This window comes from Streptomyces sp. S.PB5 (genome assembly GCF_030403745.1).
Taxonomy (GTDB): Bacteria; Actinomycetota; Actinomycetes; order Streptomycetales; family Streptomycetaceae; genus Streptomyces.
In genome coordinates this window covers 300,240-323,353 of the sequence record NZ_JAQMWP010000005.1, presented here as the reverse complement: position 1 = coordinate 323,353, position 23,114 = coordinate 300,240, and the positions used below count along the sequence as shown (strand labels likewise).

Below are 23,114 nucleotides of genomic sequence, written 5' to 3'. Positions count from 1 at the left end.
TCGCATGCCGGTCCCGAAGTGCGTTGCATGTACCCGTCAGCCGTGCTTGGCTCGCCCGATGAACCTTCTGCTGACGGCGAGCGGCCTGCGCAACGAGACGCTGCGGGACGCACTGCGGGACATGCTGGGCAAGCCCTTCGGGTCGGCGAACGTGGTCTTCGTTCCCACGGCGTCCGTCGCCGAGCCCGGGGACCACGGCTGGGTCGTCGCGGACATGAACCGGCTGCACGGTCTCGGCTGGCGCGAGTTCGACATCCTGGAACTGAACGGCCTGCCGCGGCAGATGGTCCTCGACCGGCTCCTCCGCGCCGACGTCATCCATGTCGAAGGCGGCAACCACTACCACCTCGCGCGCAGCATCACGGGCAACGGCCTGGCCGACGGCTTCCTGGAGGCGCTGGAGAGCCGGGTCTACGTCGGGGTGAGCGCCGGATCGATGATCTTCAGCCGTCATCTCACCGGCCACTCCGCCGACGTCATCGGGGACACCGCGGACCTCCACGCGCTCGGCGCGACGACCGTGGAGCCACCGTTCGGCCTCTTCGACTGGTATCTCAAGCCCCACCTGTACTCGCCGGACTTCCCCGAACGGGACGACGCCTGGGCCGACCGCATCGCCGCACGGGCCGACTTCCCGATCTACTTCATCGACGACGACACAGCCGTTGCCGTCAGGGACGGCAAGACCGACGTCATTTCCGAGGGCCGCTGGCGCTTCCATCCGTGACCCGGCCCGTGGCGGATTGGCCCGACGCCAACTGCACCACCAGCAGCACCACCCCGCTCAGCACGAACACCCGCAGTGCCGCGTCGAGCCCGTTCCAGTTCTCCGACTGCCACATCGAGAACCACTCCCCGCCGATTGCGATGAACCCGGCGCCGAAGAGCAGCATCACCATGAGCAGGCCGTACGTGGAGAAGCGGCGGGCGCGTGCGTCGTCGCGGCGGAACCAGAGCCAGGTGCCGTAGATCAACACGAGGGCGGAGACCGTCTCCCAGACGATGATGGCGACGTACGCCGTGTTCTGCAGGCCCTCGTTGGTGATGGCCCGCCACATCAGGTCGTCGTCCTTGAACGTGGTGTCCATCGCCAGCACATGCTGCACGAACGCCTGGTTGGTGCCGAAGTCGGTGATGTTCCCGAAGGCGACGAGGGCCATGTAGAGGGCGACGGTCGCGGTGAGCAGGGTGCTGGTGAGGTGGAGTGCGCTGCGTGGGGGTGTTGTGGCCATGGCGATCATTTTTCCCCGCGGCACCCTCCGTACGCCAAACGCATTGAGCCAGAATGGAGTCGGCGGACTTCGGGACGAGGGACGGGGCGTACGGATGGCACGGGCGCGGCTGTCCATGCAGGAGCTGATACGGCAGCGCACACGCGCCGGGTTCGTGGGCCGCGGCGACGAACGGGCCGCCTTCCGCGAGAACCTGGACCTGCCACCGGAGGACGAACGACACCGGTTCCTGTTCCATGTGCACGGCAATGCGGGGGTCGGAAAGACGTTCCTGGTACGGGAGTTGGAGCAGATCGCCCGTGAGAAGGGCGCTCTCACCGTGTACGTCGACGAGAGCGTCGGCAGCGTGCCGGAGGCGATGTCGGCGATCAGCCGTCAATTCGCCGCTCAGGGACACCGGTTCAAGGAACTGGACCGGCTCCTGGCCGCCCATCGGGAACGCCGGCACGAGGCCGAGGTCCTCGCGGTGGCCCCGCTCGACACGGAGGCGCAGCAGCCGTCGGCGGGCGGCATGGCGGTGGCCCGCGCCGGCCTCGTGGGGCTCGGCATGGTCCCCGTGGTCGGCGCCTTCGCCGGCGCTCTCGACGCCGACCGGCTGGCCCAGGGCGCCGACCGCCTGCGCGAAGGACTCAGCGCGCGCTTCCGCAGCCAGGAGGACGTGCAGCTGGTTCTGTCCCCGGAACGGGTGCTCACCCCCGTGCTCCTCGCGGAACTGTCCGAAGCGGCGGCCGCCGCACCGTGGATCGTCCTGTTCCTCGACACGTACGAGCGCACCGGGCCGTTCCTCGACGGGTGGCTGCACGAGGTGATGACGGGCGACCGGTACGGCACCCTGCCCTCGACCGTCGTCGTGGTGACATCGGGACAGCGCCCCTTCGACACCGCACGCTGGGGTGCCTTCGCCGACTTCATGACGGACCTGCCGCTCGCGCCGTTCACGGAGGCGGAGGCGCGAGGGCTGCTGGCGGACAGAGGCGTCGTCGCCGAGGAGGTGGTGGCGGAGGTGCTCCGCCTGACCGGTGGGCTGCCACTGCTGGTGTCGACTCTCGCGGAGCAGCGCCCCACCGACCCGGGTGACGTCGGCGATCTCAGCGCCACGGCCGTCGAACGCTATCTGAAGTGGGAACAGGATCCGGTACGCCAGGCGGTGGCCCTTGCCTGCGCGCTGCCCAGACGCCTGGACATGGACGTCTTCCGGGCGACCGTGGACTGCCCGTCCGAGGAGGCGGACGCGCTCTTCGGCTGGCTGCGCCGGCTGGCCTTCGTCGACGATCGGGGCGACCGGCTGCGCTACCACGACCTGGTGCGCGAGCCGATGCTCCGATTGCAGCGGCGCCGCTCCCCACGCGGATGGACCGAGCGGCACGAGGCCCTGGCGGCCGTCTTCGGCGGCTGGCGCGAGGAGGCGGCGCAGGGGCTGCGGCCGTACGAGAAGTGGGGTGAGGAGAGGTGGCGTGAGCCGCGTCTTGAGGAGGCGTACCACCTGCTGTGCGCGCGCCCCACGGTGGCCTTCCCCGGTGTGCTCCGGGATCTGATCGGGGTCTGCGGGGCGGATCCGGCGGCGGGCCGGCATTTCGCCCGCATGCTTCAGGAAGCGGGCGCCGCCGCGGGCGCCGCGGATCTGGAGGACTGGGGGCGGCGGCTGGGCGAGGCGCTGGCGGACGACGAGGCGGGGACGGTCAGGGCGATGGATCTGCTCCTGGCCCATCAGGGGCTGCGGGTGCGTGACCGGGCCCTGGCCCACACGCTGCGCGGGATCGAGCTGCGCGAGAGCGGCGAGTACACCGACGCACTGGTCGATCTGGACCAAGCGATCGCGCTGGACACGGAGTTGGATATCGCGCTCTACAACCGTGGCGTCACCCGGCGGGGCGCGGGCGACTTCCCCGGTGCCCTGACCGACTTCGACCGGGCCGAGGAACTGAGCCCGGACAACGCGCGGATCAAGACGGCCCGCGGTGAGACCTGTCGGCTGATGGGGCGGCTGGAGGAGGCCGTCGCCGACTTCGACCGGGCGATCGCCCTCGACCCGGCCGACGACATCGCCCTGGCCTCCAGAGGTGTCTGCCGGCACGCGCTCGGCGAGCAGGACCTGGCGCTCGCCGACTTCGACCGCGCCCTGCGCGTCGACACCGACCACGTGTGGGCGCTGGTGCGCAGAGCGCGTCTGCACCGCGACATGGGGGAGTGGGAGAAGGCGTTCGCCGACCTGGACCGGGCCGTCGTCCTGCGGCCCGACTCCGACTGGGTCGCGTCCGAACGGGGCGAGGCATACCGGCGCGCGGAGCGGTGGGAGGAGGCCGTCGCCGAACTGGACCGAGCCCTGTCCATCCGGCCCGACCATGTCTCGGCCCACGCGGGACGGGGCTACGCCTGCCACCGACTGGGCCGCACCGAGGAGGCGTTGGCCAGTCTGGACCGGGCCGTCGAGCTGGCACCGGACTACACCTGGGCCCTGGTGACGCGGGCCCGCGTGAAGGGCGAGTCGGCGGACCGGGACGGCGAGATCGAGGACTTGCGCCGCGCCGTCTCAACCGACCCGGGCGCGGGTTGGGCCGAGACCGAACTGGGGGAGACCTACCGGCTCGCGGGCAGGCACCAGGAGGCGATCGCCGCGTTCCGGCAGGTGATCGAGCGGGACCCGGACGACGTCTTCGCCCTGTCCCGCCTGGGGGCCTCGTACCGTGCCCTGCGGAACTACTCCGAAGCGCTCGTGTACCTGGACCGGGCTCTGGCGGTCAGTTCCGACTACGCGTGGGCCTACGACCAGCGTGCCCGGGTTCATCTGGCGATCGGACGCGTCGAACAGAGCCTGAGCGACTGGGACACCCGTCTGTCCCTGGGCCTGTCCCTGGGCGAGGACGTGGACATGGCTCGCTACAAGGGCATTGAGACACTGATCCGCGCGGGCCGCTGGGACGAGGCGGCGGCACGGCTCACCGCCGCCTTCTGGATGACCGGCCCGGACCCCGATCTCGACCACCTGCGCCTCCTGGTCCACCGGCACAACGGACAGTGGGAGGAGGCCCGGAGCCTTGCCGAGCGGCTGCGGTCGGAGGACGCGCTCGATGGAGCGTTCGAGCTGGCGATGATCGCTTCCGGCTCGCAGGGGCAGGCGGCCGCGGAGCCCCACTGGCGCGAAGTCGTCCGGCTCCTGGACACCGAGGAACTGGACGAGACGGAACGCCTGGCCGGCCGGTGCGTCAGCAGCTGCGGCCTCGCCGACTGGGCCGCCGCCGACCGCTACCGGGCCGAACTCCTGGCGGCGGCGCTCGACTGGGACGACCTCGAAACCCTCGCCGCCCTCTTCACCGACCTCGCCAACAGCCCGGGCGCCGACCGCGACCGCCTCGCCCCGCACCTCACGGCGATCACCGAGGCCAGGGACGCGCTGCGGGCGCGTTACGCGGAGTAGGCGCCGAGGAACGCCGGCCAGGCGCGGTCGGTGACGGTGAGGTGCGCCCGGTCCGTGTCCTTCACCCCGTCGGAGCCTCTCGGCGGCAGTACGCCCAGTAACCGGCCGCCGTCAGCGCCACCGTGTAGACCAGGTAGACCACCAGGGCTTCCGGGGTCGACAGATCCGACCCGATCATTGCTTGCGCAAATGATTTATCTTCTTCCGCAAACGTCGATACGTCGGTGAGCATTGCCCGGCCCACCGCGAACGGCAGCCAGCTGCTCACGCCGTCAAGTCCGGGGACGTACCCCAGTAGCAGACCTGCCAGTCGCTCGCCCAGAACCGGCCACAGGCACAGCGTCACCACCGGGAGAATCCTGTTTCGCATCAGTGCCACAAGTGCCAGGCACAGCAATGCCCAGCAGCCCATCCACAGCACGAACCGCAGCACCGGGGCGAGCACGGCACCCCACGTCGGCTGCGCCCCACCGGACAGAGCCAGAGCGACCGCCGCCGACACCGCGCCCACCAGCGCGCTCATCGCCGCCACACCGGCTCCCACCAGGAACCCGACCGCGCACTTCGCCGCGTACGCCGTCCGACGGCCGTTGACTGCCAGCCACGTGGTGCGTGCCGCTCCCCGCACCAGGTCGGTGGAGACCGGGCCTGTACCGAGGACCAGCACGAAGAAGCTCAGCATGGGGACCTGGGTCGTCAACGGCGTCCACGCCAGCACGTCGCCCATCGACGCCGCGCTGATCACCCGTGTTCTGTCCCGGTCGAAGAGGAGGCCGGGCCCGGTGAGCAGGCTCAGCGCGGCCACCACGCCGAGGAGCACCCACGTGGAGCGCAGCGCCGCAAGGTGACGCCACTCGTACCGGCACGCGCTGCGGAACGCCTCACCGGCCGGGACGACACGCGGGAGGCGGGACGCAGCCGCGGGCGCGTCGGGGTGTGGGGGGATGTGTGTCAGGGGCGTGGTCACGAGATCCTGAACTCCTCTTCCGCGATGGACAGGTAGTAGTCCTCCAGCGAGGGCGTCTCCTCGGACAGCCAGTGCAGTGCCACGCCGCCCTCGGCTGCGAGGGCGCTGACCCGGATCCGGTCCAGGCCCGTGATGTGCGCGCTCGGCCCACCGGCACGCTGCAGCCGGCCGCCCGCTTCCTCGACAAGGCGTGTGAGCGTCGGCAGGTCCGGTGTCTGTACCGTCACCACGCGCTGGCTCCCCGCCCGGGACAGCAACTCCGTGATCGGCGACGCGGCCACGACGCGGCCCCGTGACAGCACCACCACGCGGTCCGCGAGCTGCTCCATCTCCCCCAGCAGATGACTGGACACCATGACGGCCCTGCCCTCCGCCGCCTGAGCCCGCAGGAATTCCCGCAGCCAGCGGATCGCGTGCGGATCGAGACCGTTCGCAGGCTCGTCGAGAATGAGCACCGGCGGATCGCCGAGCAGCGCCTGCGCAATTCCCACACGCTGCGCCATTCCCAGAGAGAGCTGGGATATTTTCAGTCGGGCGGCCTGTGTGAGACCCACCAATTCCAGCATGGTGTCGACACGCCGGTCCGACGCGCCGCATCCGGCGGCCACCATCCGCAGGTGCGCCCTCACCCGGTGGCTGGGATGGCCCGCAATTCCGCCGAGGACTGCACCGACAACATTTCCGGGAGATCCCCAGGAGTTCAACGGACGTCCCAGGAAGTGTGTTTCGCCCTCTCCGCGGGCAAGCCCCAGCATCAGCCGGATCGTGGTGGTCTTACCGGCGCCGTTGGCACCGACGAAACCCGTCACCTCGCCCGCGTGCAGCGTCAGTGACACGTCCTCGAGAACCGTTCTGCCGCCGAACGAGCGCCGGAGGCCCTGTGCTTCGGCCAGTACGTCGCCTCGCGGCACAGTGTGCTCCTCTCCGTGTATGCGTCCTGACAACGGCGTCAGGACCAGGGGAAACCTTCGTTGATGCCGAAGAGCACGGTGAACAGCACCAGCGCCCCCAGCGGGATGATCACGAATGAGTCGGGCCTCTCATGACGCACCGCACCCCAGGCCAGAGCCACGAGGGGGCCGATGAGTCCAGCGGCCATCAGGGCCCAGCCCGCGCCGCGGTGGCCGGTCATGTTGAACGCGACGAACGCGGCCGCGATGAAACAGAGGGGCGAGGCCCACAGGTTCTTCAGGGACGAAGACATTTCGGAGGTGGAGGTCATGGATGAATTCCTCGCGATAATCCGGGGCATACGAAATTCCGCCGCGACGCGCGGCGGCAGGGGGTGCCCGGTCAGCAGCATGGGCTGGTGACCGGGCACCCCCTCAGCGGCTCAGAACAGGCTGCGGATGTAGCTGTACAGCTGGTACTGCACCTCACCGCCGGCGGCGACCCAGGCGATCCGGACCGGGTGGTACCAGGCCAGCCCGTCCATGTACGAACGGAACTTGGACCAGCCCCTCTTGGCAGCCTTGACCGCATCGTCGAAGACCTTGCCGCCGTGCTTCTTGATCAGCTTGTACAGAGCCTTGGCGGCACTGCCGACGACCCCACGGGCCTGCAGTTCGGTGGCTCTTCCCTCGGCGACCGCACGCATCGACTCCGTGTCCGCGGCGGACAGTTCGGCCGCGAGCTCCGTGTGGGCGAGGAAGGCGCCGGCGTCGGCCGCGGACAGGGACGCCTTGGCTGCGGCCGCGGCAGCAGCCGCTTCGGCCCGCTCCTCAGCGGCCTGAGCCCGAGCCGCCTCGGCCGCAGCCGCCACGCTGACCGAGGCATCCTCCGCCTGCGCGAGACCGGCACCGGCGCCGATGGTCATGGCGGCCACGGCGGAAACCGCTGCCATGCGCAGGGTTTTGCGCTTCATGTATAATCTCCCTTGCGTTTAATCGCAAGGGGAGGAAGCCCGTGTTGGGCGACCTGAAAGAGGCGTGGAAACCGAAAAGGTCCCCCGCGGACTTCTTCCCCCCGATTACTTCTCCTTGGACGCATCATCAAGAGACCCACAGGCAGTCCTCAGGCCGCGTGCAGGAATTGATCCGTGTCCTTCCGTCTCAACCCAGCTGGTCAGGCCGGGTGTTCGACGGGCCCAGAACATAACACGAGCATAGATTTTTTGACCACCAGGTGTTTGCTTGTGAAGGGTTCGCAAAGACCCTGCATACGGCGGTAGACCACCGGCCCGGAAGCGGGCCCGGACGAGCCGGGACTCAACTCTGGCTGCCAGTACCGTGAGTGACGCCCCTTCAGGAACTCGCGGAGCCTTCGGGGGGCCGGTAGCTCCGTGCGGCATGCGCAAGGGGGCGGGGTGACGCCCGTTGCGGGTGACGGACCGGTCTCGGGGGGATTGCCGTAGGCGCGGTTTCATCGGTGTTCTCCCCGTGCTCCGTCCCGAGCGCGGGTGATACCTGACCACCCTTGCCCAATACCGGCCACTTCCAGCACATCTCCCATACCTCTCCGTCCCTGAACGGACCGTTCCCGGTCGATTACAGTTCCGAGTGGTCGTGCGTGCGGGCGGTGCCTATGGGGAGGTCTTGGTGGGTGCTACAGCCGGGGCCATCTGGGGCCGCGTCGAGCAACAGGACTTCCGGAGCCGGGTGCGCGGGACGCTGCTCGGGGTGGCCGTCGGGGACGCGCTCGGGGCGCCCGTCGAGCGGCTCGGTCTCGACGGGATCCAGGAGGCGTACGGGATCGAGGGGATCGTGGATCTCGCCGCCGCCTACGGCAGGCGCGGCGCCGTCACTCATGTCACCCAGCTGACGCTGTTCTCCGTCGACGGGCTGATACGGGCCCAGGTCAGGCGGGACACCGGGGCCTGGCATCCGCCCACCGATCTGCACCGGGCGTATCTGCGCTGGGCCGCCACCCAGCGTGACTGGGGGCCCGACGAGCGGCGGAAGGACGACGGGTGGCTCGCCAGGGAGGAGTGGCTGTACGTCCGCCGCGATCCCGCCCGATCGCTCCTCATCGGCTTCGGCGACGACAACATGGGCACCCTCGACGCCCCCAAGAGCCCCGGCGAGGCCGGGCCCGAGGCCGCCGCCCGGTCCGCTCCCTTCGGGCTGCTCGTCGGCTGGGAGCCGCAGCTCGTCGTCCAGCTCGCCGTGGAGTGCGCCGCGCAGACCCACGGGCACCCCGTCGCCTACCTCACGGCGGGCGCGTACGCCGCGATCGTGCACGGGCTCGCCCGCGGCGACAGCCTGGACGCGGCCGTGCAGCAGACGCTCGCCCTGATCGGCCCCCGGCCCGGACACCAGCCCGTGTCCGACGCCCTCCAGCACGCGCTGGGTGCCGTACGGCAGGGGATGCCGACGCCCGCCCGGGTCGGGGAGCTCATCGGCGCGGGAACGGCGGAGGGGCTGCTCGCCGCCGCCGTCTACTGCGCGCTCGTGAGCGAGGACGTACGGCACGGGCTCTGCCTCGCCGTCAATCACGACGGGCCCTCCGCCGCGGCCGGGGCCCTCACCGGTGGCCTCCTCGGCGCCCTGCACGGCGAAACGGCCCTCCCGCCGGCCTGGCTGGCCGAACTGGAGGGCCGTCCCACGTTGCTCGAGCTGGCCGACGACTTCGCGATGGAGATGACTCAGGGTCCCGCCCTGCACGGTCCGGCCGGATCGGCACCGGGCTGGCTGGCGAGATACCCGAGGGCCTGAGCGCCGCTCACGCCTCCGTAGGCACCGGCTCGGCCCGCGCGGCGGCCCCGTCCCCGTCCGTGTTGATCTTCTCGATGATCGCGAGCCGCTCCGGAGTGTCCTCCGGCTTCACGAAGCCGACGAGGATGTAGAGGACCAGCGAGACCGCGAGCGGGATCGAGACCTGGTACTGGAGGGGGACACCGCCGTCGACGTTCCAGTTGATCGGGTAGTTGACCAGCCAGAAGGTGAACAGGCCCATCGACCAGCTCGTGAGCGCCGCCGTCGGACCCGAGCGGCGGAACGGGCGGAGCAGACCCAGCATCATCGGGATGGCCATCGGACCCATCAGACCCGCCACCCACTTGATGACGACGGTGATGATGTCCTTGAAGGCGGGCGAGTTGACCTGCGTCGCCGCCGCCATCGACAGGCCGAGGAACACGACCGTCGTGACACGGGCCACCCGCAGCCCCTGCCCCTCGCTCCACGCCCGCGCCCTGCGCCACACCACCGGCGCGCAGTCGCGGGTGAACACCGCGGCGATGGCGTTGGCGTCGGAGGAGCACATCGCCATGGTGTGGGAGAAGAAGCCGACGATGACCAGGCCCAACAGGCCGTGGGGCAGCAGCTGTTCGGTCATCAGGCCGTAGGAGTCGGAGCCGTCCGGCTTCTGGGACTGCACCAGCAGCGGGGACATCCACATGGGGAAGAAGAGGACCACCGGCCAGACCAGCCACAGGAGAGCCGAGAGACGGGCCGAGCGCTCGGCCTCGTACGCGTTCGCCGTGGCCATGTAGCGCTGGGCCTGGTTGAGCATGCCGCCGTTGTACTCGAAGAGCTTGATGAAGAGGAAGGCGAGGAGGAAGACCGTGCCGTACGGGCCGACCAGCGGCTCGCCGTGGCCCTGGAGCTCCGGGCGGTCCCAGGCCTCGAAGAAGCCGATGCCCTTGTCGTTCAGTTCGGCGACGACCGCGACGAACATCGCGACACCGGCGAGGAGTTGGATCACGAACTGGCCCAGCTCCGTCAGCGCGTCCGCCCACAGGCCGCCGATCGTGCAGTAGACGGCGGTGATGGAGCCGGTGATGAGGATGCCCTGGTTCAGGGAGATGCCCGTGAAGACCGACAGCAGGGTCGCGATGGCGGCCCACTTGGCGCCGACGTCCACGATCTTCAGCAGCATGCCGGACCAGGCCAGCGCCTGCTGGGTCTTCAGGTCGTAGCGGTTCTTCAGATACTCCAGCGGGGAGGCCACATGGAGACGTGAGCGCAGCCGGTTGATGCGTGGCGCGAACAGCTTCGAACCGATCGCGATACCGAGGGCGATGGGGAAGGACCACGTCACGAAGGAGGTGACACCGTAGGTGTAGGCGATGCCCGCGTACCCGGTGAACATCACCGCGCTGTAGCCCGACATGTGGTGCGAGATGCCGGAGAGCCACCAGGGCATCTTGCCGCCGGCCGTGAAGAAGTCGCTGACGTTGTCCACGCGCTTGTGCGACCACACGCCGATGGCCACCATCACGCCGAAGTAGCCGATGAGCACGGCCCAGTCGAGACCGTTCATGTGCGTCCTCCCAGGGGTCGACCCGGCGCTCATCGTGGGCGCTGTCGCGTGAACACGACAAGTGAGCGTAAGGTCAAAGGGAGGTAAAAGTATTCGTGGTGATGGCCCTCGTTCACCTACATGAACTCACCGCATCAGCTCCCCGGCGTTGACCAGCAGTGATTGTCCGGTGATCGCCCGCGCCCTGTCCGAGGCCAGGAACACCGCCGCATCCGCCACATCCCCGTCGGTGGCCAGATCGGGCAGTGCCATACGCTCCGTCAGCCGCCCCAGCACCTCCGACTCCGCCACCCCCTCCGTCTGTGCGGTGAACTGGACGTACGCCTGCACCGGCGGTCCCCACATCCACCCCGGCAGCACGGTGTTGACCCGGATCCGATGCGGCCCGAGCTCCCGCGCCAGCGAGTACATCGCACTCGTCAGCGCGCCCTTCGAGGCCGCGTACGCCGCCTGCCGCACCTGTGAGGGAGCGGCCACCGACGACTGCGTGCCGATGAACACGACCGACCCGCCGCACGCCTTCAGCGCCGGCAGGCATGCTCGCGTCATCCGCAGCGTCCCCAGCAGATTCACGTCGATCACCGACTGCCAGGTGGTGAAGTCCGCGTCCTCCAGCCCGCCGAAGTGGCTGTCCCAGGCGGCGACATGGACCACCGCGTCGATCCGCCCGAACCGCTCCACCGCCAACTCTGCGAGCTCGACGCACTGTTGCTCATCGGTGATGTCCGTCGCCCGGTACGCCGCGTGCGCCCCGTCCGGATCGATCTCGGCCGCGCTCTTGGCGAGATTGGCCTCGGTGCGCGCCCCGAGCACCGCGTTCCCGCCGTCCCGTACGACCGCCGCGGCGACCTGATGACCGAGCCCGGCGCCGACGCCCGACACGACGACCGTCCGGCCCGTGAGCAGTGACATGGCAGACCTCCCTGAAATCCCGCTGATTCCCGCCCCTGGCGCTATATCTGACGGGGCGTCAGAGTATGGGCGAGTCATCCAGGAAGGGGAAGGGAATGAGCGAAGAGACCCGCAGCGAGACGTACGCCGAACTGGCCGCCGTCGGTCCGTACGGCGTCCGCCCCGGCCATGCGCTCATCACCATGGTCGAGCCACACCCGGGCCACGAGTACGCGTACAACCGCTGGTACGAGGACGACCACTACTACGCCGGCGCGATGGCGATGCCCTGGATGTACGCCGGGCGCCGCTGGGTCGCCACCCGGGACCTCCAACTCCTGCGCTACCCCGAGAAGTCGGCGATCGCCCAGCCGGTCACCGCCGGGTGCTACATCTCGACCTACTGGATCACCGACGGACGCTACGACGACCACATGAAGTGGACCGTCGGCATCAACAAGCGGCTGAATCGCGACGCTCGGGTGTACCAGGACCGGACGCATGTCTTCACGGCGTTCCACGACCACGAGGCGACCGTGTACCGGGACGGGGCGGCCGGGCCGCGGGACTTCCACGCCCTCGACCATCCGTACGCGGGCCTGGTCGTCGAGGTGATCGACACCGAATCGGCCGAACAGCGCGGAGAGTTGCTGGAGTGGCTGCGGTCGCGGCACCTGCCGAAACGGGTGGCGGGGTCGCCGGTGGCGATGGTGACCGTGTTCCGGCCGACTCCGCTGCCGGGGGACCGGATGACGTATGTGAAGCAGGTCGAGGGGGTCGACACCCGGCTGACGCTGCTGTGGTTCCTGGAGGCGGATCCGCGGGAGTGCTGGGAGCGGTACTTCACGGGGCTGGAGGAGCCGGTGTCGGAAGCGGGCCTGGGGAGGGTGGAGTTGGCGGCGCCGTTCGTCCCGACCGTGCCGGGGACGGACAAGTACGTCGACCTGCTCAGGTAGGGCGCAGGCCTCGGTCCCGCAGGTCCGTTTCCGGACACAAGCCGAGCCCCCTCGGCAAGGACGGCGAGCTAGACGAGAGGGCTCTTCGGTGGTGCTTGTGTAGTTGTGTAGTGCTGCTCGGTCACCCGGCCATTTACGCCTTGACCGAGCCGACGAAGGCGTTCCACGCGTCCGCGGGGAAGGCCAGCGTGGGGCCGTTCTGGATCTTCGAGTCCCGGACGGCCATCGCCGACACGACAGGGGACTTGATCTCGACGCACGCGCCGTTGCCCTGGGAGTATGAAGACTTGACCCACGTGTCCGCGGCGCCCTGCTTGATTGCCATTTTCGCTCCGATAGCCAGTTGCTGAGTTTGCGCCAACGTTGTTATCCGATGGCGTGATCGACGCTACTCGCCAACATCGGAGTGCGGGGGATGTATTCACCCGGCCGGGTGGCATATACCAGCGGAGTCTTCCATTACGACCGGACTGGGTGTACCTTCCGGCACCCTGCCTTACAGAGTGGGTCAGCGTGCGTACTCCTTCGCGACCTTCGAGATGAAATCCCTGCTTTGGTCCGCGTTCAGGGCCTGTGCCCGCAAGTGCTCGTACATGACGCTGTACTTCTGCACATCCTGTGCTTTCTCCAGATAGAGGTCGCTTGTCACGCCCTCGATGTAGACCACGCTGGAGTCGGCGGCGTCGGGGAACTCGAGGATCGCGTACTGCCCGCTGACCCCCGGGTGCGCGCCCATCGTGAACGGGATCAACTGGACCGTCACATGCGGCAGCTGGGACATCTCGACCAGATGCTCCAACTGCTCGATCATCACCTGCCGGTTGCCGACCTCGCGGCGCAGCGTCGCCTCGTCCAGGACCGCCCACAGCCGGAGCGGGTTGTCGGCGGCAGAGATACGTTCCTGTCGGCGCAGCCGCACCTGGACACGCTTGTCGATGTCGGTGGGCGTGGCCTCGGGAAGCGCGCCGGAGATGAGGGACTCGGCGTAGGTGCGGGTCTGGAGCAGACCGGGGACGACCTGGGGGTCGTACACGCGCAGGCTCGCCGCGTCCGTCTCCAGTCCGATGTAGACGCTGTAGGGGATGTCGCCGAAGGAGTGCCACCACCCTTGCTGGCGGCTGTCCTTGGCCATCTGCATCAGGGAGTCGACGATCCGGTGGTCCTCGACCTCGTACACCCCGCACAGGTCGCGGACGTCGCGCTGGCTGATGCTGCGCCGGCCGTTCTCCAGCCGGCTGATCTTCGACTGCGAGACCAGAAGCCGTTCGGCCACCTCTTCGGCCGTCATGCCCTTGAGTTCACGGAGCCGACGCAGCTCCTGGCCGAGCCGGCGTCGCCTGACAGTGGGATTGACATTGGACGCCACGGGAACGTGCACCTCCGGCTGCGTGCCTTGAAGACATTGCCACTTTGCGTATCTGCTGTTGAGCAGACTGCCACCAAGGTGGTTTCTACCGCTGGGAAACAGTGGATATGCGCTGGATACACGCCAGTTCGCCATGATCGGAGGACGGGCGTCACAAAAACGGCCGCGCGGGACGGCGAAGCCGTGGTGTCGTCCGGACACACGGTCTCGCCGCCCCGCGCGGACCAGCGGCTCCCGGATACCGGGTCTGGGAATGCGCCGGAGGTGCGTGTGGTGCAAGCGGTGCGGTGGTGCTGCTGTGCTGCGGTTCTACGGGTCGTCGTGTCGTGGCACTGCGGCTCAGTGAGCCACGACACGCGCCATCGAACCGCGGCGCGGTTGCACCGGAACACCGCGGGCGGGTTCCGCTGCCTGCCTGGCTCCTGGTCCGGCCGGGCGGCCGGTCTGCGGAGCCGGGCTGCGGCGCGGCTGGGCCGCGACGCCGTTCTGGACGTCCATCACGGCGTGCGCCACGAGACCGCCCATGGGGTCGTGCCTGATCAGGTCCCGCAGCCGGGAGCGAGAGGACCGTCCCTCGTTGCCCGGATACAGGTGCTTGCCGAGGCCGACCGCGTGCGCCAGTGCGGCGAGCGCCGCGGTCCGCGGGTCCGGCGGTACGCCGGTGCGGATCGCGGAGTCCAGCCGGGCCCTGATCTCCCGGCTGATGGCGTTGTCCGTCGCTTGGTAGCGAGTCGTCGGCAACACCCCGCACATCTGGCCCGCCACGGCATGCACCATGCCGCACCGCTCCAGATGCGAGAGGTAGGTCTGGCGCAGCCCGAGACGCGGCCCGCCAATCCAGTGGACCGCCCGCACGGGAGCGCCACGCCTTCGCAGCAACTCCAGTGCGCAGTCCAGTGTCGGATCTCCAGTCGGCCGTGGGGCTACCACGGCGATACGATCCCCGTCTGGGGCTATCCGTCCGGCCAGCGCCAGCTCCACTAGCTGTGCTCCGGCCAGACCGAGGTCGAGCGACTGCGGCTGTGCGGTGGTACCCGTGGCCGGGTCCAACGCCAGCAGCAGAAGCTCCTCCGGAAGTGTTCTGCGGCTCCTGCCCATCCATGCCTCCCCGCGTGGATGAAAGACAGGGTGACCCCTCTCACATTGGTCTGTCGAGGGTGCGTGACCTGTTTGTAGTGGAACCGGTAGGTATGTCGTTCTCGTCTACCGCAGGAGCCAAGCCCTCACACAGGACACTGGTACATGGTTCGGACAGCGCGGGGGAGCGGTGTCGGGGCGGGCGGTTCAGACGGGTTCACGGTTTAGGAGGCATCGGTGGCGGGCGAGTTCCCCGACAGGTCGAAGCAGCGCGAGTCGTCGGCAGAACCGACGTCGGGGAGCACGGGCCCGGTTCCCGAGGCCCGAGACCCGCGCCTCGCGGTGGCACGCGACACGGAGCCGTCCCCGGCTCCGCGCGGTGGCGTGGACACGGCGACGCGAGTGATCTCGGCCCGGGACGTGGCGAGGGCCAGGGCGGCTGCGTCGGCGGAGGAAGCGGGGGCCGACTCGGACGCGGAGAACTCCACGGGGGGCGCCGCGGCGGCCGAGGCGGAAGGTTCCGGTTCCAGTTCCGCTTCCGATTCCGGTGCCACTTCCGCTTCCGGCTCGGTAGCGGAGGGTTCGGCGCGGGGCGCGGACGCGACCGAGGACGACGTTGAGGCGAAGGCCGAGGGCTCTGGCGCCGGTTCCCGGGCTGGGGCTGCGGAGGGCGCCGGGAACGCCGATCGCGCGGAGCGCGCGGCAGGCGCCGGGCACGCGGACGACGGCGACCGCGCGGAGGACGCCGGGGCCGAGGACGGTGCCGGGCACGCGGAGGACGCCAGCCGCTCGGAAGGCACCGGGGCCGAGGATGGCGTCGCCCGCTCGGAAGATGCCGGGGCTGCGGAAGGCGCTGGGCGCGCGGACGGTGCCGAGCGTTCGGAAGATGCCGGGGCCGCGGACGGTGCTGGGCACGCGGAGGACGCTGCCCGCTCGGAAAACGCCGGGGCCGAGGTCGGCGCAAGGCGCGCCGAGGACGCCCGGCGTTCGGAAGACGCCGGGACGGCGGCCGGCTCCGGGTCCGACGACGCCGGACGTCCGGAGAGGGCCGCGGCGGGGACCCACGCTCCGGGCACGGGTGACGCCGGCTCTGAGACCGACGCCGAGCCCTCGACGAGCGCACAGGAGGCCGAGGCCCCCGAGAACGGCTCCGCCGAGGACGCCGACGCGGAGACCCCCGTGCACGGCCCCGCGAAGGACGCCGAGGCCCGCGACGCCGAGCCGGTGACCGGTGCCGTGCCCGACGCGGAGACCTCCGGGGCCTCCCCGGCAGGGTCCGCGCAGGATGCCGGGACGGACACCGGGGTCGACGGAGAGACCCCCGAGGCCGGGTCCCGCGCCGCCGCCCTGGCTGCCGGCGGTGCCAAGACCGGCGGGCCCGATGACTCGAGGCTGCGCGCCGCCGTCGCGGCGTGGGTGCGGACCGGGGACTCGACGGACGAGGACGGCTCTGGCGCCGGGGAGACGGCCCCGGAGGACGCCGAGCCGTCCGGGAGCGCCGCGAAGGCCGATACGGAGGCTCCTGAGGCCTCTGAGGCCCCTGAGGCCGGGGATCCGGTGGACAGCGCCGAGAAGGCGGGCGCGAAGCCGGTGGCCGACGCCGAGCCGGTGCGGGACGCAGTGCCGGCGCAGGACGCCGTGCCGACGGGCGCCGACGAGCCCGGGGCGGCCGACGGCAAGGCCGATGCGAAGGCCGCGGACCGGACAGGCAACGCCGGGCAGGCCAACGTGCCTGCGTGGGCCGCGGACAGGACAGGCGACGCCCGGCAGGCCGCCGACGGCCAGACCGACGCGCCCGCGAGGCCCGGGGACCGGACAGGCAACACCCCCCAAGCCGCCGACGCGCCCCCCACCCCCACCGATCCCAGCCGCACAGGCGGTGCCCACGGAAACGCCAAGGCCGACCCCGAGCCGCCCCGGGTCGACCAGCCCACCACCATGCTCAAGCTGCCGTCGGCGGCGGAGCGCACCAGCAAGTTCGTCGCTCTCAAGCCCGACGTCACCACCCCCGTCCCCCAGATCGGCCCCGAGCGCACCACCCAGCAGCCGCTCCCGCCGAAGCCCCCGCTGGACCTCCTGGCCGAGCTGACGAACACGCCGCCGCCCCCTGAGACGCCGCTCAGGACCACCGTCCGCCGGGTGAAGATCTGGACGCCCCTGGTCCTCCTCCTCGCGATCGTCTTTGCGATCGTGCAGGCGGTGCGTCCGCTGCCGAGCCCGTCGCTCGAGCTCACCGCGAAGGACACCTACACCTTCGACGGCGGTAAGGCCGACATCCCGTGGCCGGCCCAGGGTCAGGCCGCCCTTGAGGTGCAGGGCATCGGCAGCTTCGGTTCCTCCGGTGACCAGAAGCCCGTGCCGATCGCGAGTGTCGCCAAGGTCATGACGGCGTACCTCATCCTGCGCGACCACCCCCTGAAGGGCGACGCCAAGGGCCCGATGATCAAGGTCGACCAGGCCGCCGAGGACCAGGCGTCCGCGGAGGGCGAGTCGACCGTGAAGGTGAAGGCCGGCGACGAGATCTCCGAGCGCGAGGCGCTGCAGGGCATCCTGCTCGCATCCGCGAACAACGTCGCCCGCCTCGTGGCCCGCTGGGACGCCGGCTCCGAGAAGGGCTTCGTGGCGAAGATGAACGCCGCCGCCAAGGACCTCGGCATGACCAACACGACGTACACCGACCCCTCGGGCCTGAACGACACCACCGTCTCCACGGCCGTGGACCAGGTGAAGCTCGCCAAGGCCGCGATGAAGGACCCCGTCTTCCGCGAGGTCGCGGCGATGCCGGAGTACATCGACTACAAGGGCGCCAAGCAGTACAACTGGAACAAGCTGGTCGGCAGGAACAACGTGATCGGCATCAAGACCGGCACCACCACCTCCGCCCGCGGCAACCTGGTCTTCGCGGCGACGAAGGAGATCGGCGGCGAGACCCGCACCGTCGTCGGCGCGGTCCTGCGTCAGCCCGAGGGCGGCTTCGACAACACGATCCTCCAGGGCGCCCTGTCCGCGGGCGACAAGCTGATCCGGGCCGCGCAGGCGAACCTGGAGGCGGCGACGATCCTGAAGAAGGGCGACGTCGTCGGATACGTCGACGACGGTCTCGGCGGCAAGACGCCCGTCGTCGCCGCGAAGGACGTCCCGGCCGTCGGCTGGGCGGGGCTCACGGTGAAGGTCTCGTTCGCCGCCGACGGCGTACCGCACACCGCGAAGGCGGGCGCCAAGGTCGGCACGCTCACCGTGGGTGACGCCTCGACCGGTGCGGTCCAGGTCCCCGTCGCGCTGCAGAAGGACCTCGTGGAACCCGGTTTCACGGACAAGCTGACGCGTATCGGCTGACCCGCCCGTCGGTCGGGTACCCGCCAGGGAGCCCGACCGACGGGGCCCCTCTCCCGCTCTGGGGGTACCTCCCAGGCCCTTCAGGCACTGGGGGAGAAGCCGAGAGTGGGGGAGCGTGCTAGCGTCACGAATCGGGGCAGGTCGCCGGTCCCGGGGACGCGGCCGTGAACATGGCCGGAACGGGACGGGGCCGAGAACAGAAGACGGGACACGGGGAGTGCCTGAAGGTGGCCACAGCCGAGCCGACACGCGCCGACGACGCCGATCCGGGCCCGGGAACCGGCCCGCGAATACGCGTACCCGCGCCACGCGCGAGTGATGCGAGTGACGCGAGTGAGGAGCACGCGAGCGGTCGTACGGAGACGAAGCCGTCGCGCGCCCGCACCGCTTTCCTCGCTCTGCGTGAGCGCCTGCTGAAGCACCCCGTTCTCTCCATCACCGCGCTCTCCGGTGTGCTGCACATCGTCTGGTTCTTCACCTGGGCCAACAGCGGCGGCGACCTCGCCGCACAGGACGCCTGGGCGGAGTTCGTCGGCCGGCACCCGGACTCGGCGTACAACCTGGCCTGGTACGGCGGGATGCACCCGGTGTCGTACAGCATGGTGTCGCCGTATCTGATGTCGGTGCTGGGCGTCCGTACGACGATGATGATCGCCGGGACCGTCTCCGCCGGGCTGCTGACGATGATCCTCATCCGCAGCCGGTCGGTGAAGAACCCGCTGTGGGCCGCGCTCGCCGGGGTCGTGGCGTTCCTGTGCAACGCCGCCTCGGGGCGGGTCACCTTCGGACTCGGCACGGTGTTCGCGCTGGGCGCGGTCGCCGTCGTGTTCTGCTGGCCGTACCGCTGGCGCTACAAGCGCTGGGCGAAGGCCCTGTGCGCGGCCCCGCTGGCCGCGCTCGCCACGATGTCCTCGCCGGTGGCGGGCCTGTTCGTGGGGCTGGTCGCCGCGGCGCTGTTCCTGCAGAAGCGGCGGCCGGGCGCCTGGGCACTGGGGATCGCGCCGAGCGTGGTGGTCGCGGTCTCGGCCTGGCTGTTCCCGTTCTCCGGGACCCAGCCGATGGCCTTCGGCTCGGTGATCCTGCCTTTCGCGTACGGCGTCCTGGTCTGCGTCCTGGTCCCCAAGGAGTGGACGACGGTCCGGCTGACGGCCGGGGTGTACTCGCTCGGGGTCGTCCTCGTCTGGCTGATCAGCTCCCAGATCGGGACCAACATCTCGCGGCTGCCGATGCTGTTCGCAGGGGTCGCCCTGGTCGCGGCGCTGCCGTTCGCGGTGCCGCGCTCGCGCAAGTGGTACGCGATCGTGCTGTCCATCGCCGTGTTCACCGGGTGGATCGGGTTCAAGTCGGTCGACGACGTCGTCCACACCACCCCGACCGCCTCCTGGGCCCGCGAGCTCGCACCGCTCGTCAACGAGCTCCAGGAGGTCGGCGCGGAGAAGGGGCGGGTCGAGGTCGTGCCCGCGCGCTCCCACCGGGAGGCCTCCGCCCTCGCGCCCTACGTCAACCTCGCCCGCGGCTGGAACCGCCAGGCCGACATGGAGCGCAACCCCCTCTTCTACGACGACACCCTCAACTCCGCGAACTACCACGAGTGGCTGGAGCGGTGGGCCGTCCACTTCGTCGTCCTGCCCAAGGACGCGCCCGACGGGGACGGCGGCGAGCGGGAGCGGCAGCTCGTGCAGCGCGGGATGCCGTACCTCAAGCAGGTCTGGGGCGACGCCAACTGGCAGCTGTTCGCCGTGACCGACCCCGCGCCGCTCGCCGAGCCCAACGCGGTCGTCGAACGCGCGGAGCAGGGCGAGTGGACGCTCCAGGTGAGGAAGCCGGGGCGGATCCTCATCCGTATCCCCTACTCGCCGTGGCTGAGCATCGTCGACGCCGACGGCAAGAGCCTCAAGGGGCCTCAGGAGACCGAGGCGTCCAAGGAGCGGGGCGATGGGGAGCCCAAGACGTACGACAACGTCAACGGCTGCCTGACGGAGACGGAGGAGGACGTCCACGGGGACAAGTGGACGGAACTCCTGGCACCGAAGGCGGGGACGTACAGGCTGGCGGCGCCGTATCAGCTGCCGCGGGGGACTCCGTGCCCCGATGAGCTGAAGTGACCGTGGGCAGGGCGCCGGCGCTGGGGGTCCCCCCTCTGGGGGAGGCACCCCGTAAGCGCCGGGCTGCGCGAACCACCCGGCGTCGGCCCCCCACCCACCGTCACTTCACCGGGAACGCCACGTCGCACACCGCGTCGTCCGGCCCCGCCGCGTCCCAGTCGGCGAAGTAGATCTCCCGGCACGGCCCCGCCTGGGCCAGACCCTCCCGGCGGATCCACTCCTCCACCGCCTCGAACGCGGCCATCAGCTGGGGATGCGCGACCTGCGCCTTCGTGACCCGCGTGTACGCGAACCGCTGGGCCGGTTCGACCCGGACCTGTGTCTCCCAGGCCCGTCCGTGCTCCGTCGCCCACGCCCGGGCAGCGGCCTCGTCGGCGACCGGTACGCAGGACTCGGCGGGCCCGTCGCTCTCCATGGACACCTCGGAGTAGTAGACGACGAACGGCGCCGCCGTCACGCCCCCGCACTCCCGCGAGGCCGCCTCCAGACGCCCCAGGGACGCCCCGATCCAGGCCGGCAGCTCGTCCGCCAGCGTGTGCCGCCGCTCGGTGATCACCACCTGCTCCGGCAGCTCCACCGTCTCCACCACGAACTTCCCGTACATCTCGGAGCTCCTCCCCGACAGTCGTCCACGGAGGTACTCGGCGAGCGTCCGCTGCCCCGCCACCCGCGCCTCGACGTCCGCCCAGTACGCGGCGAGTACGTCGGCGCCCGCGGGCCCGCCCGCCTCGACCACCTCGGCGATCCGCGCCAGCGGCATGTCGAGCCGGCGCAGCATCGCCACGAGACGGGCGCGTTCCACCTGGGCCGCGCGGTAGTAGCGGTAGCCGCTGGCCTCGTCGACATGCGCCGGGGGCAGCAGGCCGAGCCGGTCGTACAGCCGCAGGGCCTTGGCCGAGAGGCGGGCCCGGGCGGCGAACGCGCCGATGGTGAGCAGTTCGTCGGTCACCGGTTCATCCTCCGTCACCGGACGGTGTGTTCCGCCCGGTGACGAGGAGGCTCGGCCCTGTCCCAGGGGCAAGGTCAACCGGCGCGGGCGGCTCAGCGGGCGAGCTGTGCCTCCAGCGCGGCGACCAGCTCGGCCGACTCCGGCTCGGTCTGCGGCGAGAAGCGGGCCACGACCGTCCCGTCGCGGCCGATGAGGAACTTCTCGAAGTTCCAGCGGATGTCGCCGGTGTGGCCCTCGGCGTCCGCGAAGCCGACGAGACGCTCGTAGAGGGTGTGCCGGCCCTCGCCGTTCACCTCGACCTTCTCGGTCAGCGGGAAGGTCACGCCGTACGTCGCCGAGCAGAACTCCGCGATCTCCTCGGCACTGCCGGGCTCCTGGCCGAGGAACTGGTTGCAGGGCACGCCGAGGACGGTGAAGCCCTTGTCGGCGTAGCTCTTCTGGAGGTTCTCCAGGCCCGTGTACTGCGGGGTCAGCCCGCACTTGGAGGCCACGTTCACGACGAGGACGGCCTTGCCGGCGTACTGGGAGAGGTCGGCGGCGTCGCCCTGGAGGGTGTTGATCTCGACGGCGAGGGGGGAGTTGCTGTCAGAAAGCGTCATAAGCGGATGCTAACTCCGGTAAGTGTCGGGCCGGTGTGAGGCCTCGACCAGTACGTCCCCCGCCGCCGTCCGCTCGTACAGCACCGACCGTCCCGCCCGCCGCCGCGCCACCAGCCCCGCGTCCAGCAGGACCCGCAGATGGCGGCCGACCGAGCCGAGCCGCTGGCCGGTGACGGCGACCAGGTGGGTCGTGCTCATGGGCGAGCCGAGGAGGACGAGGACGCCGGCGCGGGCGGTCCCGAGGAGGGCGCCGAGACCGGCGGGGACGGGCCGGCGGGCATGGTCCTCGGCGAGGGCGCCGGCGCAGGGGTAGACGACGGCGTACCGCTCGCGGCCCTCCCAGGACACCCAGCCCGTCGTCGGCGTCACCGGTACGAACACCAGGTCGGCGCCGGAGATCTCGCGCGGCGGGTAGTCGTGCAGGTTGACCTGGAAGCGGTTGCCGCCGAGCCAGCGGGTCCCGGGCCGCAGCGAGTCCAGCGCCGCCGCCCAGCCGCCCCGGCTCACCTGCGCGGTCCGGGCCACGACATCGGCCTCCAGGATGCGCCGCCGGCGGTCCCAGTACGGCCGTACGGTCTCGGTCCAGACGTGGGTGAGAAGCGCGGCCGCCCGCTCGGGCAGGTCGTCCCGGTCCAGGGCGGCGGGGAGCGGGCCGGCGAGGGCGGTCCGCAGATGGGCCCGGGCCTGCGCGGGGTCGGCCGCCCGGACGTCGGCCAGCGTCTCCTCGAAGGTCTCCCCGTCGCGCGGGGTGGGCGTGAGGAAGTCGGCGATCCAGGACCGGCCCAGCCCGGCCCGCACGAGCCGCGCGGCCACCGGGTCCGCCGCGAGGAACGCGCGGAAACCGGGCAGGTGGGCACGGAGCCAGCGCTCCTCGCCGGAGTGGGCGCCGACCCCGGCGTGCAGCAGCTTCAGACTCGCGAAGACCTCGGCGTACGGGGAGACCACGAACCGGCTACGGGCAAGAGTGTCCCCGTCGACCAGCCACCAGCCCATGACCAGCTCACTCCCTCCTGGACCGG

At 70.5% G+C, this 23,114-nt stretch carries 19 protein-coding genes; 6 read left to right on the top strand and 13 right to left on the bottom strand.

Annotated elements, in window-relative coordinates; all coding sequences use genetic code 11:
• Positions 1–58 precede the first annotated feature (58 nt).
• Entirely contained in the window at positions 59–727 is a 669-nt protein-coding gene (locus tag PH203_RS15390) for a Type 1 glutamine amidotransferase-like domain-containing protein (RefSeq protein WP_289920504.1), read from the top strand.
• Here the strand turns inward: PH203_RS15390 and PH203_RS15385 are convergent.
• On the bottom strand, positions 693–1,232 hold the full coding sequence (locus PH203_RS15385; protein ID WP_289920503.1) for a DUF2165 domain-containing protein: 540 nt from the start codon (positions 1,230–1,232) through the stop codon (positions 693–695). The two genes, PH203_RS15390 and PH203_RS15385, sit on opposite strands and share 35 nt — an antisense overlap.
• Positions 1,233–1,275: 43 nt before the next feature.
• Between PH203_RS15385 and PH203_RS15380 the strand changes: the two genes are divergently transcribed.
• A complete protein-coding gene (locus PH203_RS15380; RefSeq protein WP_354671245.1) occupies positions 1,276–4,647 on the top strand; it encodes a tetratricopeptide repeat protein in 3,372 nt (1,123 codons plus the stop codon).
• A gap of 61 nt (positions 4,648–4,708) precedes the next feature.
• On the opposite strand, the gene PH203_RS15375 is transcribed toward PH203_RS15380, so the two are convergent.
• The 4 genes from PH203_RS15375 to PH203_RS15360 form a co-directional block, all read right to left on the bottom strand.
• Positions 4,709–5,614 carry a hypothetical protein gene (locus PH203_RS15375; protein WP_289920502.1) on the bottom strand — a complete coding sequence of 302 codons (906 nt, stop codon included), beginning with the start codon at positions 5,612–5,614 and terminating at the stop codon, positions 4,709–4,711.
• Positions 5,611–6,525, bottom strand: coding sequence for an ATP-binding cassette domain-containing protein (locus PH203_RS15370; protein ID WP_289920501.1), 915 nt, complete (start codon positions 6,523–6,525; stop codon positions 5,611–5,613). The genes PH203_RS15375 and PH203_RS15370 overlap by 4 nt, the downstream gene beginning before the upstream one ends.
• Positions 6,526–6,563: 38 nt before the next feature.
• Positions 6,564–6,836, bottom strand: coding sequence for a hypothetical protein (locus PH203_RS15365; protein WP_289920500.1), 273 nt, complete (start codon positions 6,834–6,836; stop codon positions 6,564–6,566).
• A 111-nt stretch (positions 6,837–6,947) separates the two neighbouring features.
• Positions 6,948–7,478 carry a hypothetical protein gene (locus PH203_RS15360; RefSeq protein ID WP_289920499.1) on the bottom strand — a complete coding sequence of 177 codons (531 nt, stop codon included), beginning with the start codon at positions 7,476–7,478 and terminating at the stop codon, positions 6,948–6,950.
• A gap of 673 nt (positions 7,479–8,151) precedes the next feature.
• Between PH203_RS15360 and PH203_RS15355 the strand changes: the two genes are divergently transcribed.
• Positions 8,152–9,267, top strand: a complete 1,116-nt coding sequence (locus tag PH203_RS15355; RefSeq protein WP_289920498.1) for an ADP-ribosylglycohydrolase family protein — start codon at positions 8,152–8,154, stop codon at positions 9,265–9,267.
• A gap of 7 nt (positions 9,268–9,274) precedes the next feature.
• On the opposite strand, the gene PH203_RS15350 is transcribed toward PH203_RS15355, so the two are convergent.
• Positions 9,275–10,816 carry a sodium:solute symporter family protein gene (locus PH203_RS15350; RefSeq protein WP_289920497.1) on the bottom strand — a complete coding sequence of 514 codons (1,542 nt, stop codon included), beginning with the start codon at positions 10,814–10,816 and terminating at the stop codon, positions 9,275–9,277.
• 126 nt (positions 10,817–10,942) lie between these two features.
• On the bottom strand, positions 10,943–11,728 hold the full coding sequence (locus PH203_RS15345; RefSeq protein WP_289920496.1) for an SDR family oxidoreductase: 786 nt from the start codon (positions 11,726–11,728) through the stop codon (positions 10,943–10,945).
• Between the two features lie 95 nt (positions 11,729–11,823).
• Between PH203_RS15345 and PH203_RS15340 the strand changes: the two genes are divergently transcribed.
• Positions 11,824–12,663 (top strand): hypothetical protein, encoded by an 840-nt coding sequence (locus PH203_RS15340; RefSeq protein WP_289920495.1) that lies wholly within the window; start codon positions 11,824–11,826, stop codon positions 12,661–12,663.
• Between the two features lie 133 nt (positions 12,664–12,796).
• On the opposite strand, the gene PH203_RS15335 is transcribed toward PH203_RS15340, so the two are convergent.
• From PH203_RS15335 to PH203_RS15325, 3 genes are all read right to left on the bottom strand, one after another.
• Positions 12,797–12,988, bottom strand: coding sequence for a DUF397 domain-containing protein (locus tag PH203_RS15335; protein ID WP_289920494.1), 192 nt, complete (start codon positions 12,986–12,988; stop codon positions 12,797–12,799).
• A 183-nt stretch (positions 12,989–13,171) separates the two neighbouring features.
• Complete coding sequence (locus tag PH203_RS15330) at positions 13,172–14,029, bottom strand: helix-turn-helix transcriptional regulator (protein WP_289920493.1); 858 nt, start codon at positions 14,027–14,029, stop codon at positions 13,172–13,174.
• A 339-nt stretch (positions 14,030–14,368) separates the two neighbouring features.
• On the bottom strand, positions 14,369–15,127 hold the full coding sequence (locus tag PH203_RS15325; protein WP_289920492.1) for a GPP34 family phosphoprotein: 759 nt from the start codon (positions 15,125–15,127) through the stop codon (positions 14,369–14,371).
• A gap of 216 nt (positions 15,128–15,343) precedes the next feature.
• On the opposite strand from PH203_RS15325, the gene PH203_RS15320 reads away from it, so the two are divergent.
• Both PH203_RS15320 and PH203_RS15315 read left to right on the top strand, forming a co-directional pair.
• Positions 15,344–18,442, top strand: coding sequence for a D-alanyl-D-alanine carboxypeptidase (locus PH203_RS15320; RefSeq protein WP_289920491.1), 3,099 nt, complete (start codon positions 15,344–15,346; stop codon positions 18,440–18,442).
• Between the two features lie 227 nt (positions 18,443–18,669).
• Positions 18,670–20,547, top strand: a complete 1,878-nt coding sequence (locus PH203_RS15315; RefSeq protein ID WP_289920490.1) for an MFS transporter — start codon at positions 18,670–18,672, stop codon at positions 20,545–20,547.
• Positions 20,548–20,647: 100 nt separating this feature from the next.
• Here the strand turns inward: PH203_RS15315 and PH203_RS15310 are convergent, their stop codons facing one another.
• The 3 genes from PH203_RS15310 to PH203_RS15300 form a co-directional block, all read right to left on the bottom strand.
• Positions 20,648–21,496, bottom strand: coding sequence for a MerR family transcriptional regulator (locus tag PH203_RS15310; protein WP_289920489.1), 849 nt, complete (start codon positions 21,494–21,496; stop codon positions 20,648–20,650).
• 92 nt (positions 21,497–21,588) lie between these two features.
• Positions 21,589–22,095 (bottom strand): glutathione peroxidase, encoded by a 507-nt coding sequence (locus PH203_RS15305; protein ID WP_289920488.1) that lies wholly within the window; start codon positions 22,093–22,095, stop codon positions 21,589–21,591.
• A 9-nt stretch (positions 22,096–22,104) separates the two neighbouring features.
• A complete protein-coding gene (locus tag PH203_RS15300) occupies positions 22,105–23,088 on the bottom strand; it encodes a transcriptional regulator (protein WP_289920487.1) in 984 nt (327 codons plus the stop codon).
• Positions 23,089–23,114: the final 26 nt, after the last annotated feature.

Coding starts and splice junctions, on each gene's coding strand:
- PH203_RS15345 (WP_289920496.1), bottom strand. CDS start 11,728: ATGTCACTGCTCACGGGCCGGACGGTCGTCGTGTCGGGCGTCGGCGCC.
- PH203_RS15390 (WP_289920504.1), top strand. CDS start 59: ATGAACCTTCTGCTGACGGCGAGCGGCCTGCGCAACGAGACGCTGCGG.
- PH203_RS15365 (WP_289920500.1), bottom strand. CDS start 6,836: ATGACCTCCACCTCCGAAATGTCTTCGTCCCTGAAGAACCTGTGGGCC.
- PH203_RS15350 (WP_289920497.1), bottom strand. CDS start 10,816: ATGAACGGTCTCGACTGGGCCGTGCTCATCGGCTACTTCGGCGTGATG.
- PH203_RS15305 (WP_289920488.1), bottom strand. CDS start 22,095: ATGACGCTTTCTGACAGCAACTCCCCCCTCGCCGTCGAGATCAACACC.
- PH203_RS15325 (WP_289920492.1), bottom strand. CDS start 15,127: ATGGGCAGGAGCCGCAGAACACTTCCGGAGGAGCTTCTGCTGCTGGCG.
- PH203_RS15340 (WP_289920495.1), top strand. CDS start 11,824: ATGAGCGAAGAGACCCGCAGCGAGACGTACGCCGAACTGGCCGCCGTC.
- PH203_RS15300 (WP_289920487.1), bottom strand. CDS start 23,088: ATGGGCTGGTGGCTGGTCGACGGGGACACTCTTGCCCGTAGCCGGTTC.
- PH203_RS15385 (WP_289920503.1), bottom strand. CDS start 1,232: ATGGCCACAACACCCCCACGCAGCGCACTCCACCTCACCAGCACCCTG.
- PH203_RS15360 (WP_289920499.1), bottom strand. CDS start 7,478: ATGAAGCGCAAAACCCTGCGCATGGCAGCGGTTTCCGCCGTGGCCGCC.
- PH203_RS15335 (WP_289920494.1), bottom strand. CDS start 12,988: ATGGCAATCAAGCAGGGCGCCGCGGACACGTGGGTCAAGTCTTCATAC.